This window comes from Streptomyces sp. NPDC104106 (assembly GCF_055584345.1).
Window position 1 is genome coordinate 81,760 of record NZ_JBVJMF010000013.1, and the last position, 16,049, is coordinate 97,808.

The 16,049-nt window shown below is 73.7% G+C and carries 16 protein-coding genes and 1 pseudogene; 7 read left to right on the forward strand and 10 right to left on the reverse strand.

The window, feature by feature from the left end; translation table 11 throughout:
• Positions 1–213 precede the first annotated feature (213 nt).
• Both ACZ60X_RS27770 and ACZ60X_RS27775 read left to right on the forward strand, forming a co-directional pair.
• On the forward strand, positions 214–1,341 hold the full coding sequence (locus tag ACZ60X_RS27770) for an NADH:flavin oxidoreductase (RefSeq protein WP_469603878.1): 1,128 nt from the start codon (positions 214–216) through the stop codon (positions 1,339–1,341).
• A 79-nt stretch (positions 1,342–1,420) separates the two neighbouring features.
• Positions 1,421–2,950 carry a carboxylesterase/lipase family protein gene (locus ACZ60X_RS27775; protein WP_469603881.1) on the forward strand — a complete coding sequence of 510 codons (1,530 nt, stop codon included), beginning with the start codon at positions 1,421–1,423 and terminating at the stop codon, positions 2,948–2,950.
• A gap of 10 nt (positions 2,951–2,960) precedes the next feature.
• On the opposite strand, the gene ACZ60X_RS27780 is transcribed toward ACZ60X_RS27775, so the two are convergent.
• Together ACZ60X_RS27780 and ACZ60X_RS27785 are read right to left on the reverse strand one after the other, a co-directional pair.
• A complete protein-coding gene (locus ACZ60X_RS27780) occupies positions 2,961–3,530 on the reverse strand; it encodes a hypothetical protein (protein WP_469603884.1) in 570 nt (189 codons plus the stop codon).
• 1 nt (position 3,531) lies between these two features.
• The gene (locus ACZ60X_RS27785) at positions 3,532–3,783 is read right to left on the reverse strand and encodes a Uma2 family endonuclease (protein ID WP_469603886.1); all 252 of its coding nucleotides are present in this window, start codon (positions 3,781–3,783) and stop codon (positions 3,532–3,534) included.
• Between the two features lie 81 nt (positions 3,784–3,864).
• Here ACZ60X_RS27785 and ACZ60X_RS27790 point away from each other — a divergent pair.
• Positions 3,865–4,089: pseudogene (locus ACZ60X_RS27790) on the forward strand (class I SAM-dependent methyltransferase); the annotation flags it as partial.
• A gap of 118 nt (positions 4,090–4,207) precedes the next feature.
• Here the strand turns inward: ACZ60X_RS27790 and ACZ60X_RS27795 are convergent.
• Genes ACZ60X_RS27795 through ACZ60X_RS27805 form a run of 3 tightly spaced genes read right to left on the reverse strand, consistent with a single transcriptional unit; the run spans position 4,208 to position 7,654 of the window.
• The gene (locus ACZ60X_RS27795) at positions 4,208–5,755 is read right to left on the reverse strand and encodes a PTS transporter subunit EIIC (RefSeq protein WP_469603889.1); all 1,548 of its coding nucleotides are present in this window, start codon (positions 5,753–5,755) and stop codon (positions 4,208–4,210) included.
• 16 nt (positions 5,756–5,771) lie between these two features.
• Positions 5,772–6,695 (reverse strand): N-acetylmuramic acid 6-phosphate etherase, encoded by a 924-nt coding sequence (murQ, locus tag ACZ60X_RS27800; protein WP_469603892.1) that lies wholly within the window; start codon positions 6,693–6,695, stop codon positions 5,772–5,774.
• A 53-nt stretch (positions 6,696–6,748) separates the two neighbouring features.
• Positions 6,749–7,654, reverse strand: coding sequence for a MurR/RpiR family transcriptional regulator (locus ACZ60X_RS27805; protein ID WP_469603895.1), 906 nt, complete (start codon positions 7,652–7,654; stop codon positions 6,749–6,751).
• 56 nt (positions 7,655–7,710) lie between these two features.
• On the opposite strand from ACZ60X_RS27805, the gene ACZ60X_RS27810 reads away from it, so the two are divergent.
• Together ACZ60X_RS27810 and ACZ60X_RS27815 are read left to right on the forward strand one after the other, a co-directional pair.
• Complete coding sequence (locus ACZ60X_RS27810; protein ID WP_469603897.1) at positions 7,711–8,136, forward strand: hypothetical protein; 426 nt, start codon at positions 7,711–7,713, stop codon at positions 8,134–8,136.
• A 7-nt stretch (positions 8,137–8,143) separates the two neighbouring features.
• On the forward strand, positions 8,144–8,443 hold the full coding sequence (locus ACZ60X_RS27815; RefSeq protein WP_469603900.1) for a DUF4031 domain-containing protein: 300 nt from the start codon (positions 8,144–8,146) through the stop codon (positions 8,441–8,443).
• Here the strand turns inward: ACZ60X_RS27815 and ACZ60X_RS27820 are convergent.
• Together ACZ60X_RS27820 and ACZ60X_RS27825 are read right to left on the reverse strand one after the other, a co-directional pair.
• Positions 8,425–9,516 (reverse strand): GNAT family N-acetyltransferase, encoded by a 1,092-nt coding sequence (locus ACZ60X_RS27820; protein ID WP_469604342.1) that lies wholly within the window; start codon positions 9,514–9,516, stop codon positions 8,425–8,427. The genes ACZ60X_RS27815 and ACZ60X_RS27820 overlap by 19 nt on opposite strands.
• An 18-nt stretch (positions 9,517–9,534) precedes the next feature.
• A complete protein-coding gene (locus ACZ60X_RS27825; protein ID WP_469603903.1) occupies positions 9,535–10,203 on the reverse strand; it encodes an HD domain-containing protein in 669 nt (222 codons plus the stop codon).
• A 138-nt stretch (positions 10,204–10,341) separates the two neighbouring features.
• On the opposite strand from ACZ60X_RS27825, the gene ACZ60X_RS27830 reads away from it, so the two are divergent.
• Positions 10,342–11,034: a copper homeostasis protein CutC gene (locus ACZ60X_RS27830; protein ID WP_469603906.1), complete on the forward strand. Its 693-nt coding sequence runs from the start codon at positions 10,342–10,344 to the stop codon at positions 11,032–11,034.
• Between the two features lie 20 nt (positions 11,035–11,054).
• Here the strand turns inward: ACZ60X_RS27830 and ACZ60X_RS27835 are convergent, their stop codons facing one another.
• Together ACZ60X_RS27835 and ACZ60X_RS27840 are read right to left on the reverse strand one after the other, a co-directional pair.
• Positions 11,055–11,753, reverse strand: coding sequence for an LppU/SCO3897 family protein (locus tag ACZ60X_RS27835; RefSeq protein ID WP_469603908.1), 699 nt, complete (start codon positions 11,751–11,753; stop codon positions 11,055–11,057).
• 42 nt (positions 11,754–11,795) lie between these two features.
• Positions 11,796–13,886, reverse strand: a complete 2,091-nt coding sequence (locus ACZ60X_RS27840; protein ID WP_469603911.1) for a HelD family protein — start codon at positions 13,884–13,886, stop codon at positions 11,796–11,798.
• A 307-nt stretch (positions 13,887–14,193) separates the two neighbouring features.
• Between ACZ60X_RS27840 and ACZ60X_RS27845 the strand changes: the two genes are divergently transcribed.
• Positions 14,194–14,382, forward strand: coding sequence for a hypothetical protein (locus ACZ60X_RS27845; protein WP_469603913.1), 189 nt, complete (start codon positions 14,194–14,196; stop codon positions 14,380–14,382).
• 5 nt (positions 14,383–14,387) lie between these two features.
• Here ACZ60X_RS27845 and ACZ60X_RS27850 read toward each other — a convergent pair whose 3' ends face one another.
• A complete protein-coding gene (locus tag ACZ60X_RS27850; protein ID WP_469603916.1) occupies positions 14,388–16,040 on the reverse strand; it encodes a DNA repair helicase XPB in 1,653 nt (550 codons plus the stop codon).
• Positions 16,041–16,049 lie beyond the last annotated feature (9 nt).

A 16,049-nucleotide genomic window follows, 5' to 3' on the forward strand; every position in this document is an offset into this window, starting at 1 on the left:
CCGAGGGCGGCACTCCCAGCTTCCGGCTGGGGGTGCCGCCCTCGGGCGTGTCCGGGGTCACAGACGGGCGGTGTCCCCGCTGGGGAATGTGGGCCACCCCATAGGGTGTTACTTCAGGTGCTGCAATAATGCGCAATCACATACCGATCGGTTAACCGAGCCGTACCGCACCGAGCCGTATCCCCCACCGAGCCCTTCCCCAGGAGCCCTCACGTGACCGCCACCCCGCCCCCCGCCTCCCGCGCGGCCCAGATCCTCTCCCGTCCGATCACCCTCAACGGCCTGACCGTGCCCAACCGGATCGTGATGGCGCCGATGACCCGGATGTTCTCGCCGGGCGGGGTGCCCGGTGAGGACGTGCGCGGCTACTACGCGCGCCGTGCCGCCGCCGGTGTCGGCCTGATCGTCACCGAGGGCACCTACGTGGGCCACGAGTCTGCGGGCCAGAGCGACCGCGTCCCGCGCTTCCACGGCGAGGAGCAGCTGGCCGGCTGGGCGAAGGTCGCCGAGGACGTGCACGCGGCGGGCGGCACCATCGTCCCGCAGCTGTGGCACATCGGCATGGTCCGCAACGACGGCGACGCGCCGTACCCGGACGCCCCCGCGATGGGCCCCTCCGGCCTGGTGACGGCGGGTGCCGAGCAGACCGGCAAGGCGATGACGCAGGCGGACCTGGACGACGTGATCGCCGCGTTCGCCCGCGCCGCGGCCGACGCCGAGCGCATCGGCTTCGACGGCGTGGAGATCCACGGCGCCCACGGCTACCTCCTCGACCAGTTCCTGTGGGAGGGCACCAACCGCCGCACCGACGCCTACGGCGGCGACCCGGTCGCCCGCGCCAGGTTCTCCGCCGAGATCGTCGCGGCCGTCCGCGAGGCCGTCTCGCCCGAGTTCCCGATCCTCTTCCGCTACTCGCAGTGGAAGCAGCAGGACTACTCCGCCCGCCTCGCCGAGACCCCCGAGGAGCTGGAGGCGATCCTGACCCCGCTCGCGGCGGCCGGTGTCGACGTCTTCCACGCCTCCACGCGCCGCTACTGGCTGCCGGAGTTCGACGGCTCGGACCTCAACCTGGCCGGCTGGACGAAGAAGCTCACCGGCAAGCAGGTCGTCAGCGTGGGCTCGGTCGGTCTCGACGGCGAGTTCATCAAGGCGTTCCAGGGCGAGGGTTCGCAGGTCAAGGGCATCGACGACCTCCTGGACCGGTTGGAGTCCGAGGAGTTCGACATGGTCGCCGTCGGCCGTGCGCTGCTCCAGGACCCGCAGTGGGCGGCCAAGGTGCTCGCCGGCCGCTTCGACGAGCTGAAGCCGTACGACGCGGCGTCGCTGAAGTCCCTCAGCTGACGGCCCGCTTCCGGGCACTTGTGATCGCCGCCGCGCGTTCCCCTGATGAGTGGTCATGCCGAAGTCAGGGGAGCGAGCGATGACGAAGAGCGGGTCCGGCCCTGTGGTGCGCACCGCGTCCGGCGCGGTGCGCGGGCGGTGCGAGCAGGGGCTGTCGGTGTTCCGGGGCATCCCCTTCGCCGCGCCCCCGGTCGGCGAGGACCGCTTCCAGGCCCCGCGCCCGCCCCGCTCCTGGGACGGCACACGCGAGGCGTACGCCTTCGGCCCGCCGCCCCCGCAGGACGCGGGCTTCCTCGGCGGCGCGGCCCAGCCCCCGCAGCCGGAGGGCGACGACTGGCTGACGGTGAACGTCTGGTCCCCCGACACCGACCCCGCAGCCGCCCGCCCGGTGCTGGTGTGGATCTACGGCGGCGCGTACAAACTGGGCCACGGCGGCCAGCCGGGCTACGACGCGCAGCGCATAGCCCGCGAGGGCGACGCCGTCGTGGTCACCTTCAACTACCGCGTGGGCATGGAGGGTTTCGCCCTGTGGGACGGCGCCCCCGCCAACCGGGGCCTGTTGGACCAGGTGGCGGCCCTCCAGTGGGTCCAGGAGAACATCACGGCGTTCGGCGGCGACCCCGCGCAGGTCACCGTCTTCGGGGAGTCGGCGGGCGCGGGCTCCGTCGCCTCCCTCCTGGCCATGCCGAGAGCGCGTGGCCTCTTCCGCCGCGCGATCGCCCAGAGCGTGCCCGGTACGTTCTTCGCGCCGGACCTGGCCCGCGACATCGCCGAGGCCCTGGCGGCGGAGGCGGGCCGTACGCCGACCGCGGCCGACCTCGCGCAGACGGACCCCCGGCAGCTGACGCGGGCGGGGGCGACGCTGGGCACCAGGATGCAGGCGTACGCCCGCTGGGGCCAGGCGGCCCCCACCTCGGTCCCCTTCTCGCCGGTGGTGGACGGCGAGGTGCTGCCGCAGACGCCCTGGGCGGCCCTGGCCTCCGGCGCCGCCCGGGACGTGGACCTCCTGGTGGGCCACAACCGCGACGAGTTCCGCCTCTTCCTGGTCATGGCGGGCCTGCCCGGCATGATCACGGACGACATGGCGGCTGACACCCTGCGCCTGTACGCACCGGGCGGTGAGACGGGCGAGAAGGCCTACCGCTGCGCCTTCCCCGAGGCGAGCGCGGAGCGGCTCTTCGAACGCGTCCAGACGGACTGGCTGTTCGCGCTGCCGACCCTGCGCCTGGCGGAGGCCCAGCGGACGGGCGGCGGCCGCGCCCACTTCTACGAACTGACCTGGCCCGCCCCCGACCCCGCCGGAGTGCTGGGCGCCTGCCACGCCCTGGACATCCCGCTCCTCTTCGGCACGTTCGCCGCCGACCTGGGACCGCTGCTGTTCCCCGGCGGCGAGCCCACCCCGGAGGCGGAGGAGCTGTCGGCGTTCGTGCGGGGCGCCTGGACGGCGTTCGCGCGGACCGGCGACCCGGGCTGGCCGCAGTACGACACGGACGCCCGCCTGGTGCAGATCCTGGACGCGGGGGAGGCGCGAACGGTGGCGCCGTACCCGGAGGAGGCGAGCCGGCGCATCTGGGAGGGGTACCAGTTCGGCGCCCTGCCCCTCCTGTAGGCGCTCGGGGCTACAGATTGCCCATCGGCTCGATGTCGACGCGTACGGGGGTGCCCCAGACGCGGAGCACCTCGTAGTCGGTGAACTCGTGCACGAGCCGGTAGGCCATGGCGGGCCGGGACGAGCGCCGCTGCGCGGCGAGATACGCCTCGGCCTCGCGCCGGTCCCGGCGGGGCGTGCCGCACAGCTGCCACTCCTGCCCGTTCCAGGCCTCGGGCAGCCAGCGCTGCTGCGGCTGGGGGCGGTCGGCGCGGACGCCGTAGCGGGAGGGGGCGGTGGCGACGGGTTCGGGCTCCGCCCGCCCGCTCTGGTACTCCGACCGGCGGGCCGCCCGGCGCCGGGTCTCGCAGAGCAGACACAGGTCGGGGGCGCTCTCGTCCACGGGCCCCTGCGGGTGCTCGGGGCAGCGGGTGGTGGGCGCGCCGGCGGTGACACTCTCGTCCAGCAGATCGAGCGCCCGGCGCAGATCCGCCTTGATCTCGTGCAGTCGGGAGTCCGGGGTGTCGCCGCTCAGCGCCTCCCCGTGCTCCCCGATCAGCCGCAGCGCGCGGCCGAGGGAGGTGAGCTGGGCGTGGTTCATGTCAGTCCGCGTAGTCCTTCAGCTTCTCGGTGTCCAGGGTGATGCCGACTGGGGGCGGCAGTTCGACGGTAGCGTCCCAGGGGTAGCGGGGGGACAGGAGGTAGCGGCCTTCCTTGGGCTCGCTGAAGACGGTGAGGGTCTGGTTGTCGCGGTCGATGAGGAGGTAGACCGGGATACCGGCTTCGGCGTAGCCGACGGGCTTGTCGATGCGGTCGCGCTGGTTGGTGTCGCGGTCGCGTGACGTGATTTCCACGGCCACCTCTGGGACCACAACGCCCACTACCACCGCTGGCTGCTGCGGCGGTTGCCGCGCCGGTTCGGCAGCGCGCTGGACGTGGGGTGCGGGAGCGGGGAGCTGGTGAGGCGGCTGGGCGGGCGGGCCGCGCGGGTGCTCGGGGTCGACGCCGACTCCGGGATCCTGGAGCGGGCGCGCGAGGCGACACCGGCGGACGCGCCCATCGCCTACGCCCTCGCCGTCGCCCCGCAGGACCTGCCGCCCGGCCCCTACGACGTCATCACCTGCGTCGCGGTACTCCACCACCTGCCCTTCGCCGAGACCCTCGCCCGGTTCCGGCGGGAGCTGGCGCCCGGCGGCACGTTGGTGGTCGTGGGGTGCGCGCGGCCGCAGGGGGCCCTCGATCACGCGATCGGGCTGACGGCCGTACCGCTCAACCTGCTCATGGGGTGGGTGAAGAACCGGGGGCGGGCCACGGCGCACCGGCCGGTTTCCATGACCGCCCGCGTGCGGGATCCGGAGATGACCTTCGCGGAGGTTCGTCGTGAGGCCCGCCGGATACTGCCCGGTGCCCGGCTCCGCCGCCGGCTCTTGTGGCGGTACACCCTGCTCTGGCGGGCGCTGTAGGGGGCGGCCCTCCGAGGCCGCCGAAGAGGTACGTCGCCGCGAAGCCCACGGCGTAGCCGGTCAGCAGGCCGCCCGCGTAGACGGCGACGGCCGTGCCCGCGCCCCTGTTGCCGGTCAGCAGCGGGAACAGGGCCCAGCCCGAGGGGCCGATCGCGGTCGCGCCGACCTTGGTGCCGAGCATCGCGAAGAAGCCGACGAACGCCCCGCCCGCCGCGCCGCCCGCGCAGGCCGTCAGGAAGGGGCGGCCGAGCGGGAGGCAGACGCCGTAGATCAGGGGCTCGCCCACGCCGAGCAGGCCCGCCGGGAGGGCCGAGCGGATCGTCGTCCGCAGGGTGGTGTCGTGGCGCAGCCGGACGTACACGGCGAGCGCCGCGCCCACCTGGCCCGCGCCCGCCATGGCCAGGAGGGGAAGGAGGACGGTGTAGCCCTGCTGGGTGATCAGGGTGGTGTGGACGGGGATGAGGGCCTGGTGCAGGCCGAGCATGACCAGGGGGAGGAACAGGCCGCCCAGCAGGAGTCCGGCCGCGGCGCCCGCCGTGCCCAGGAGCCAGTTCGCCGCCGTGCCGATCGCGCCCGCCACCGCTCCGGCCGCGTACATCAGGCCGTACAGCGTCACGAGGCCCGGGACGAGCACGGTGAGCGTCGGGGTGAGCAGGACGTCCAGCGCGCCCGGCACCCGGCCCCGGACCCACTTCTCCACGCGGGTCGCCAGGAACGCGGCCGCCAGCGCGCCCAGGACACCGCCCTGGCCCGGTGCCAGGTGGGCGCCGAACGCCGTCACCTTCGCCACGCCCGGGTGGACGACGACGGCCGCCACGGCCCCGCCGAGCACCGGGGTGCCGCCGAACTCGCGCGCCGTACTGACCCCGACGAACACCGCGATCAGCGCCAGGAAGGCGGAGGCGACGGCGGACAGGGCGGGGGTCAGGCCGGGCAGCCAACCGGCGTTCAGCAGCAGCCCGTGGAGACCGGAGAGGATGCCGCAGCCGATCAGGGCGGGGATCAGGGGGACGAAGACGTTCGCGATGCGGCGCAGGGCTGTTCTCAGCCGGTTGCCGTCCTGGGTGCCGGTGCCGGTCGGCTGTGGCGGCGGCGCGGCGGTGACCCGCTCCGCCACCTCCTCCGCCACCTTCTCCGTGACCTCCTCGACCACCCCGGGTCCGAGGACGATCTGCCAGCTGGGCCCGGCGACCACCAGGCCGAGCACCTCGGGCACCGCCCGCAAGGCCTCCTCGTCCGCCGCCGCCGGGTCGGCGAGGGTCAGCCGCAGGCGGGTCATGCAGTGGGTGACGGCGGTGACGTTGGCCGGGCCGCCGACCAGGTCGAGGACGGCGGTTGCGGTGGAGGCGGGGTCGATGCGCACGCCCCGAGCGTGCGGGTCAGCGGGGCGCGTGCGCCAGCGCGGCGCGCAGATGGCCGCCGGACTCCTCCAGAAGGCGGGCGGCCGTCGGGCCGTCGACGCCGGCGAGGAGGGCGAGGATCGCGTTCTTCACCTCGCCGCCCGACTCGGCGAGAGCCCGCCCGACCTCGTCGTCGGCGGCGCCCGTGGCGAGCGAGACGATCCGGCGGGAGCGGGCCCGGAGCTTGTCGTTGGAGGCCCGCACGTCGACCATCAGGTTCCCGTACGTCTTGCCCAGCCGGATCATCGTGATCGTCGAGAGCATGTTGAGGACCAGCTTCTGGGCGGTGCCCGCCTTCAGGCGCGTGGAGCCGGTGAGCAGCTCGGGGCCCACCACGACCTCGATGCCGTGCTCGGCGGCGGCGGCGAGCGCGCTGTGCTCGTTGCAGGCCAGGCCGATGGTCAGGGCACCCTGGGCGCGGGCGTGTTCGACGGCGCCGATCGCGTAGGGGGTGCGGCCGGAGGCGGAGATCCCGACGACGCTGTCGTCCGCCGTGAGCCCCAGCGCGTCCAGGTCCTGGTGGGCCAGCTCCCTGGAGTCCTCGGCGCCCTCGACCGAGGTGACCATGGCCGGCGGGCCGCCCGCGATCAGGCCGACGACCTGGGCGGGGTCGGTGTTGAAGGTGGGCGGGCATTCGGAGGCGTCCAGCACGCCGAGCCGTCCCGCCGTACCGGCGCCGGCGTAGATCAGCCGTCCGCCGCGCGCCATCCGCTCGGCGACGGCGTCGATGGCGGCGGAGATCTGCGGCAGCCGGGTGGCGACGGCCGTGGGCACGGTGGTGTCCTCGCCGTTCATCAGGCGGGCGATGTCCAGGGTGGGCAGGCGGTCGATGTCGGCGAGTTCGGGACGGAAGGCCTCGGTGGTCAGGGAGGCCAACTGGCTGCGCAGGTCGGGGGAGGTCATGAGGGTCAGGCGGCTCTCTCGGGTCTGTCAGGTTCGGGTTCGCGTGCTGGCGCTCACCTGGCGCCCGTGCGGTGCCGGTGAGCCAGCGCCTCGTACGAAGCGGCCAGCGCGGGCGCCGCCGTCTCGTAGGTCCGCTGGGCCACTCCCACGAACAGGCAGTCCACCACGAGCAGTTGGCTCGTCCGCGAGGACATCGCGGCCGGTCGCAGCTCGCTCTCCCGTGAGGTGGACGTGGTCAGTACGTGGTCGGCGTACTGGGTGACCGGCGAGTCGGGCCGGCCGGTGATGGCGACGGTCGTGGCCCCGCGCTCGAACGCGGCCCGCAGCGGCTCGATGACGTCCCCCGTCGAGCCGGAGTGGGTGATCGCGATCGCCACGTCCCCCGAGCGCAGCTGCACCGCGTTGGTGACGGCGAGGTGCGGGTCGCTGTGGGCGTGGGCTATGAGGCCTATGCGGAGCAGCTTCTGCGTGAGGTCCTGGGCGACCAGCCCCGACGCCCCTATGCCGTACACGTCCGTCCGCCGGGCGGCGGCCAGCGCGGTGACGGCGGCGCCGAGCTGGCCGGTGTCGAGTCCGGCGGCGGTGTCGGCGAGGGTCTGCTGCTCCTCGTAGGCGAGCTTGGCGACGACGTCGGAGAGGGGGTCGTCCACCGCGATGTCCGTCGTGATCGCGGGCGCCCGCCCGGACTGCTGCTGCGCGGCGAGGCCCGCGAGGGCGAGGCGCAGGTCCCGGTAACCCGGATAGCCCAGCAGGCGGGCGGTGCGTACGACCGTGGCCTCGCTGGTGCCGGTCAGTTCGGCGAGGCCGGTGACCGTGAGGGCGGCGCAGCCGGCCGGGTCGTTCGCGACGGCCTCGGCGACGCGCTGCATGGACCTGGTCATGGAAGGGGCGAGCGTGCGCACCTTCGCGGCGAGGGAGCCGCCCGGAGTGCCGAAACTTTCCTTCACGTCCTGGGTCACGGGTGAAAGCTATTTTCGGTTCGATGGGGCGGTCAAGAGTGCGCACAATGGGTTCCATGGAACCCGCCGATCCCGTCCCCGGTCCCGCCCCCGAACCCGCCCCGCTCGTCAGCCCCCTCGAACAGACCCTGCACGCGGCCCGCGCGCTCGTGCTGGCCGACCTGGTCGCGGGCGAGGTCGCCCACGCGGACGTGGTCTCGCTGGTCGAGGACTCCGTCGCGGAGCGGCGCTGGTGGGCCGAGCAGTGGCCGGACGGGATGGCCTACGTCGCCGGGCTGGTCGCCCAGGACGTGCAGGACGCGCTGCTGGAGCGGTACGGCCGCTGGCCGCTGTGCCCGGTGTGCGGCTCGGGCGACCCGCACGCCCTCGACGTGGAGCCGGAGCTGGGCCCCGACCCGCACTGGGTCTGCCACAAGGCGGGCGTGAAGGTCGCGGCGGTGGGCTCCCTGGGCTCCGCCACCGGCAAAGGGGCCTCGTCGTGAGGCGCGCGTGACCCTGTACATCGACCCACCCGCCTGGCCGGGCCACGGACGCATGTGGTCCCACCTGGTCAGCGATGTGTCGTACGACGAACTCCACGCGTTCGCCGAGAAACTGGCCGTCCCGAGACGCGCCTTCGACGGCGACCACTACGACGTGCCCTCGCACCGGTACGCGGAGGTGGTCGCGGCGGGGGCGGTGGAGGTCAGCAGCCGCACGGTGGTGCGGCTGCTGCACGGCGCGGGGCTGCGGCGCAGGAAGACGAGGGGGCTTCGGGACGCTGACGGTCCTCAGGAGCGCCGGACGTAGAGCCGGAACCCCGCGTCCATGCCGTGCTCCTTCTGCGCCGTCCGTTCCTCCTCCACGGTCGCCCGGGTGAAGCCCGCGCGGGTGACGACGGCCTGTGAGGCGGTGTTGGTCTCCTCGATGGTCGCGACGACCATGCCGACGTCGTCGCGGGCCAGCGCCCACTGCGCCAGGGTGTTCAGGGCCTCCGTGGCGTAGCCCTGTCCCCGGGCGGCCTCGACCAGGTCGTAGCCGACCTCGACCCAGCCCTCCTCGTTCGGGGCGCCGTGGAAGCCCATGCCGCCGATCGCGCGGCCGTCCTCGTGCCGGACGAGGGCGAAGACCCCGAACTCCGGCCGGTGCACGCCCGCTTCGTACGCCTTCATCATGAATCCGGCGGCCTGCCGGGTGCCCTCGTACGGGCCGCCGTCGAGCCAGTCGAGGCCGCCGTCGCCGCCGAGGCGCAGATCGTGGGCGACCGCCGGGCGGATGCCGGTGAGGGTGAGGCGGTCGGTGGGGATGACGAGGTTGTTGTACCAGTTCCAGTCGGTGACCGGGGCGCGGCCGGGCAGCTCGCCGCGCCCGGTGGCCCACAGCAGGGTCGGCCAGGGCTCGGAGCCGGGCTGGACGTGCGGGAAGAGCCAGGTCAGGACGGACTCGGCGAGTTCGGCCGGCGGCTCGTAGGGAATGCCGAGGCCCCGGGCGATGTCGTGGGTGTGCAGGAGGGTCTCGGTGACGGCCATCGCCGCGAAGCCCTCGCGGTCGGCGCTGCCGAAGGGGTGCGAGTGGAAGGCGCGGGCGCCGGGCGGCGCGGTGCGGACGGCGGCGGCCAGCAGGGCGCCGGTCGCCTCGATCACCTGGAGCACGCCGGCGTTGTCGGTGTCGTCGGGGACGGTGAGGCTGAGCGGGAGGCGGTGCGGGGCGCGGGTGGCCAGCCGGGTGGAGTAGCCGACGAAGGCACCGGCGACGTGGAGCGCGGTGGTGCGGCAACTCCACTCCATGCCCGGCGGGCTGGCCGCCGCCCAGTCCCTGTCCACCGCGTGCCGCAGTGCCGCCGTGCAGCCGGCCACGGCCGCTTCCACCTGATCCCCGCCCATGATGCGCATGCGCGCACCCTAGGTCAGCGGGTCCGCTCGGGTCGACAGCAATTCCAGCTCGGCGGCCAGGTTGTAGCGGGCCGTGGCCTCCCAGTGCTCCTGGCCGTAAGGGGTGCTGAACAGCCTGGGCAGGTCGAGGAGTTGGCGCAGGACCGCCGAACGCCCTTCGCGGAAGGCCTCGTTCGGCACGAAGTGGTACTCCTCGCGCACCTCGGCGGCGTAGGCGGCGTACGCCGACGGGGGCGCGGCGAGGATCGCGAGGTCCGCGTCGCACAGCACCTGGCCGTCGCGGTCGTCGTCGGCCGGGTCGTGGGTGACGGTGAGCCGCACCAGCCGGGCCACCTCGGCCGTCCTCGCCCGCGGCACCCCCGCCTCGGGCAGGGCGCGCTCGGCGAGCCGCGCCGACCGCTCCTCGTTCTCGGACCGCTCGGGCAGGTAGACGGCGTCGTGGAACCAGGCGGCCAGCCGTACGACGTCCGGGTCGGCGGCGTGCCCGGCCAGGGTGTCGACGTGGTCGAGCACCGCCATCAGGTGGGCCACCGTGTGGTACCGGCGCTGCGGCTCCTGCCAGCGGGCGAGCAGGTCGTCGGCGTAGGGGGCGGGGTCGGGACCGCCGCCGGGGGCGCGGGCGGCTTCCAGGGCGCGGGCGAAGCGCAGGCGCAGGGCGCCGGGGTCGAGGTCGGCCATGGGCTCATTCTCGCCGGTGTGGGCCGGGGTGCGCGGTGCGGCGTGTGGTCCGGGGGCGGTGGGGCGTACTCTAGGAATTGGACTAGACCTGTTGACGGCCGATGGCGGATGCCGACGCCTACCGATGAATGGGGTGCCATGAGCAAGCGTGCGGTCCTGGAGGTGATCGCGCTCGACGTCGCGGACGCGGTCGCCGCCCAGGCGGGAGGCGCGGATCGCCTGGAGCTGGTCACCGAGATGGCGGCCGACGGGCTCACCCCCGCGCCCGCCACCGTCGCCGGCGTCCGGGCCGCCGTCGACATCGACCTGCGCGTGATGCTGCGGCTGGCGGACGGGTTCGCGGCCGGGGACGTCGAGCGGCTGGTGCGGGTGGCGGGCGAGCTGCGCGACGCCGGGGCCGACCAGTTCGTGCTCGGGTTCCTCGGCCCGGACGGCGAGGTCGACCTCGCGGCGGTGGAGCGGGTCGTCGCCGCCCTGGACGGCTGCCCCTGGACCTTCCACCGGGCCATCGACCGCGCCGCCGACCGCGACGCCCTGCGCAAGCAGCTCGCCGACCTGCCCGGCCTGGACACCTACCTCACGGCGGGCTCGGCCGGCGGGGTCGACGAGGGGCTGGCGACGCTGGCCGCGGAGGCGGGCCGCAGCGGCGAGCCGGGGTACGCCCAGACCGTCCTCGTGGGCGGAGGGCTGCGCCTGGAACACGTACGCCCGCTGCGGGACGCCGGCCTCGACGCCTTCCACATCGGCGGCGCGGCGCGCCGCGGGGGGTGGGCCGGGTCCGTCTCCGAGGAGGCGGTGCGTCAGTGGCGGACGGTGCTGGACGGGGAGTAGGACGGCCCCGTCCACCGTCGTCACGCCGTCGCGAGCACGACCAGCACGAACAGGAACGACACCGCGAAGCCGGTGAGCGGCACCAGGCCGATCATTCCGGCCGGGCGGCTCAGCACCGGGCGGCCGGGGTCCAGACCGGGTCCCAGGGGCGCCGACGGGGCCGGCATCTTGCGGATCCTGGACAGGGTGAAGAGGTTGATCAGCAGCGTGATGGGCGTGATGAGCATCGACATCGGACCCCACCAGCCCTGCGCCATGGTGTCCGACTGCATCTTGCGGAAGACGGCGAGCGCACACGTCCGGCAGAAGGTGCCCTTGCGCCACAGGTTCCGCATCACGATGAGCATGCCCTGGTGGCCGCGGACCGTCACCCGCGCGGCGGGCGCGGCCCCGCACACGTCGCAGCCGGGTCCGGCGGGCGCCTGCTGGTACGCGGCCGGCCGGCCGTAGTCGACGGGCGCCTGCCCGTACGCCCCGGGCGCGGCCTGCTGGGCCTGCTGGGGCGGGTACGGCGCCGCGGGCGCGGCCTGCTGGTACGGACCCGGCGCGGGCTGCTGGTAGGGGCCGGGCGCGGGCTGCTGGTACGCGCCGGGCGGCGGTGCGTACGGCCCCGGAGCCTGCTGGTACGGACCCGGCTGCTGCGGATACGGCCCCGGAGCCTGCTGGTACGGCCCGGGCGCCTGCGGGTGGCCGGGGTGCGGGGACGGCGGTGTGCTCAACGGAGGCCTCTCCATGGGGACGGGGTGGAACGGAGCAGCACCCTACTCACCGTCTTCCCCGGCGAGTTGCGCGGGCACCGGTGCCGTGTGCGTCACGATCAGCCCGGACACCGCTCGCGTGAGCGCCACGTACAGCCGCCGCAGGCCCGTGCGTTCGTCCGGTTCGCCGTCCACCACCGCCTGCGGCTCGTCCAGGGCGACGTAGTCGTACTCCAGGCCCTTGGCCAGCGAGGCCGGGACCAGGGTGAGGCGGGTCTCGCGGGTGGTCTCCTCACCGGGGGCGAGGTAGCCGATGCCCGCCGCCGTCAGGGCCTCGGCCAGGGCCGGGACGCGCGCGTCGGCGGCGATGAGGCCGGTCGAGCCCTCGTTGCGGAGCAACTCCTCGCAGGCGGCGACCACTTCGGCGGTGTCCGCGACCGTGCGGACCTCGAAGAAGCCGGGGTTCTCGCGGACCGAGGCGACCGGGGTGAGACCGGGCGCGATGTGCGGCAGGAGCCGGGAGGCGTAGCGGATGACGTCCGTCGGCACCCGGAAACCGGCCGTCAGCTCCTCGATCACGCCGTCGCGCTTGCCGAGGTGGGCCAGCGCCTCGTCCCAGCCGCGGGTCGCCCACGGGGTGGTGCCCTGGGCCAGGTCGCCGAGGACGGTCGCGCTGCCGGTGGTGCAGCGGCGGCCCACCGCGCGGTACTGCATCGGGGACAGGTCCTGCGCCTCGTCCAGGACGACGTGGCCGAGCGAGTGCGTGCGCTGGATCAGGTCCGTCGCCTCGTCGACGAGCACCGCGTCCGCCGCCGACCACTTCGCCGACTTCACGCTGCGCACCGGCCTGTCCCACAGGATCGTCTTCTGCTCGTCCTCGTCGAGGATCCCCTCGGCGTGCTCGGCGAGGAAGCCGGCGTCGGTCAGCAGGCGCAGCACCAGCTTCGCGGGGTCCACGGCCGGCCAGACCGCCTTCACCGCCGCCTTGACCGCGCTGCTGCGGGCCACCGCGTCCTGCACCCGGTCGTCCGGCGCCTCCCCGGCCCGCTCCATCTGCACCAGCACCGCGTGCGCGATCCGCTGCGGCAGCGCCTCGCGGGCGGCGCCGTAGCGGATGTCGCGCTGCAGCAACTCCCGTACGACCTCTTGCAGTTCGTACGCCGGCACCCGCCAGCGGCGCGAGCCGCGCACGACCACGACCGGCTCGGCCGGCAGGGTCACGTGGGAGTACAGGGCCCGGCGCAGCACCTCGGCCATCCGGGCGTCGCCCTTGACCACGGCCGCCGCCGCGTCGTCCGTGCCGCGCACCTCCACGTGTGCCACCAGGTCGTCCACGGTGGCCTGCTGCACCGCCAACTCGCCCAGCGCGGGCAGGACCTGCTCGATGTAGTGCAGGAAGGACCGGTTCGGCCCGATGACCAGCGTGCCGGTGCGCGCCAGCCGCTCCCGGTGGGCGTAGAGCAGATAGGCGACCCGGTGCAGACCGACGGCCGTCTTCCCGGTGCCCGGCCCTCCCTGCACGCAGACGGTCCCGCCCAGCCCGCTGCGGACGATCTCGTCCTGCTCGGGCTGGATGGTCGCGACGATGTCCCGCATGGGACCGACGCGCGGCCGCTCGATCTCCTGCTGGAGCAGCTTGCTTGCCTTCGCGGTCTCCTCGGGGTCGGACAGGTGCTCGTCCTCGTACGCCGTGAGGTCGCCGCCGGTGTAGCCGAAGCGGCGGCGCAGTGCGACGTCCATCGGGTCCTTCTTCGAGGCCCGGTAGAACGGCTGCGAGACCGGGGCGCGCCAGTCGATGACCATGGGGTCGCCGCCGGCGTCGTGCACATGCCGGCGCCCGATGTAGAACTGCTCGCCTTCCGCGCCCTCGGCCCGGTCCGCGCCCGGGGCGTGCAGGTAGTCGAGCCGGCCGAAGAACAGCGGGGTGTCGCTGAGGTCGGCCAGCGCCTTGATCCGGTCGTCGATCTGGCGGGCCAGCACCTCGGCGTTGACCCAGTTCGCGGTGACGTCCCTGATGTCCAGCGCCTCGACGTCCTCGCGCATGGCGCGCAGGGCGGCGCGGGAGGCGGCCAGATGGGCGCGTTCCCGGGCGAGGGGGTCGTCGAGCGGGGCGGCGGACGGGGCGGCGGGCGGCTCTGGGGCGGACGTGGACAAGGGGGTGCCTCCGGTAGACCTGCTGGGTGACCACGGGACGTGCTGGGTGGCCGCGACGATGCCGCACGGTTTCCGACCGGGCGGCGGCACTCCGCTGGCGGGAGGCGGGCAAGAGCGGGGATTTTAGTCGGGGGGCTGAGGCGGGCGCCAACGAATTACCGTGCCCCGGCTGCCTCCGGCCGTCCCCTAGGGGACGCGTGAGCCCTGAAGCAGGGGCCGGGGTCCACCCGTGGGCCTAGTCGGAGCCGTCCGGAATTGGCTCCGCAGACCGATGCGGCTCTTATGCCCCGCGATCCACCATGGAGACATGAGCGCAGCAACCATCTCCCCGTCGCCGGGCCCCGCCCGGCCCCCGTCCGGCGCCACCGCCGTAGACGGCCCCCACCACCACCCGCTCGGCAACGCCCTGCGCGCCGTCAAGGTGTTCGCGGAGGCCGCGTTCAACGTGATCATCCTCGGTGAGTACGGCGAGGAAGCGGGCATACGCCACAAGTAACCGGCTCAGTCGGTGCTGTCCTCCGCGAGGATCTCGTCCGCGTCCACGATCCGGTAGGCATAGCCCTGTTCGGCCAGGAAGCGCTGGCGGTGCGCCGCGAAGTCCTGGTCGATCGTGTCGCGGGCCACGACCGAGTAGAAGTGCGCCTGGTGCCCGTCGGCCTTCGGCCGCAGCACCCGCCCCAGCCGCTGGGCCTCCTCCTGACGCGAGCCGAAGGTGCCGGACACCTGGATGGCGACCGTCGCCTCGGGCAGGTCGATGGAGAAGTTCGCGACCTTCGAGACGACCAGCACGCTGATCTCGCCCTCCCTGAAGGCGTCGAAGAGCTTCTCGCGCTGCGCGTTGGAGGTCTCGCCCTTGATGACGGGTGCGTTCAAGTGCTCGCCCAGCTCGTCGAGTTGGTCGATGTACTGGCCGATGACGAGGATCTGCTGGCCGGCGAAGCGGCGGACGATCGCCTCCGTGACCTTCCGCTTGGTGTCCGTCGTCGCACAGAAGCGGTACTTCTCCTCCGTCTCGGCGGTGGCGTACGCCAGCCGCTCGGAGTCGGTCAGGTTCACCCGTACCTCGACACAGTCGGCCGGTGCGATGTACCCCTGCGCCTCGATCTCCTTCCAGGGCGCGTCGAACCGCTTCGGCCCGATGAGGGAGAACACATCCGACTCACGGCCGTCCTCGCGCACCAGCGTGGCCGTCAGCCCCAGCCGCCGCCGCGCCTGCAGATCGGCGGTGAACTTGAAGACAGGAGCGGGCAGCAGATGCACCTCGTCGTAGACGATCAGACCCCAGTCCCGGGAGTCGAACAGCTCCAGGTGCGGATAGACACCCTTCCGCTTCGTCGTCAGCACCTGGTAGGTGGCGATCGTGACCGGCCGGATCTCCTTCCGCGTGCCGCTGTACTCGCCGATCTCCTCCTCCGTCAGCGACGTGCGCTTCACCAGCTCGTGCTTCCACTGCCGCGCCGAGACGGTGTTGGTGACGAGGATCAGGGTCGTCGACTTCGCCTGCGCCATGGACCCGGCGCCGACCAGCGTCTTCCCGGCGCCGCAGGGCAGCACCACGACCCCGCTGCCGCCGTGCCAGAAGTTCTCCACGGCCTGCTTCTGGTACGGCCGCAGCGCCCAGCCGTCCTCCAGCAGCTCGATCGGGTGCGCCTCACCGTCGACATATCCGGCGAGGTCCTCGGCCGGCCAGCCCAGCTTCAGCAGCACCTGCTTGATCTGCCCGCGCTCCGACGGGTGCACGACCACGGTGTCCGGATCGATCCGGGCGCCCACCAGCGGGGCGATCCGCTTGGACCGCAGCACCTCCTCCAGCACCGGCCGGTCCGTGCTGGTGAGCACCAGCCCGTGCGCCGGATGCTTGGACAGGGTCAGCCGGCCGTAGCGGTCCATCGTCTCGGCGATGTCGACCAGCAGCGCGTGCGGCACCGGGTACCGGCTGTACTGCACCAGCGCGTCCACGACCTGCTCGGCGTCGTGCCCCGCCGCGCGCGCGTTCCACAGCCCCAGCGGGGTGACCCGGTAGGTGTGGATGTGCTCCGGCGCCCGCTCCAGTTCGGCGAACGGCGCGATGGCGCGCCGGCAGTCGTCGGCCCGCTCGTGGTCGACTTCCAGGAGCAGGGTCTTGTCGGACTGGACGATGAGGGGACCGTTCACGTACAGCAC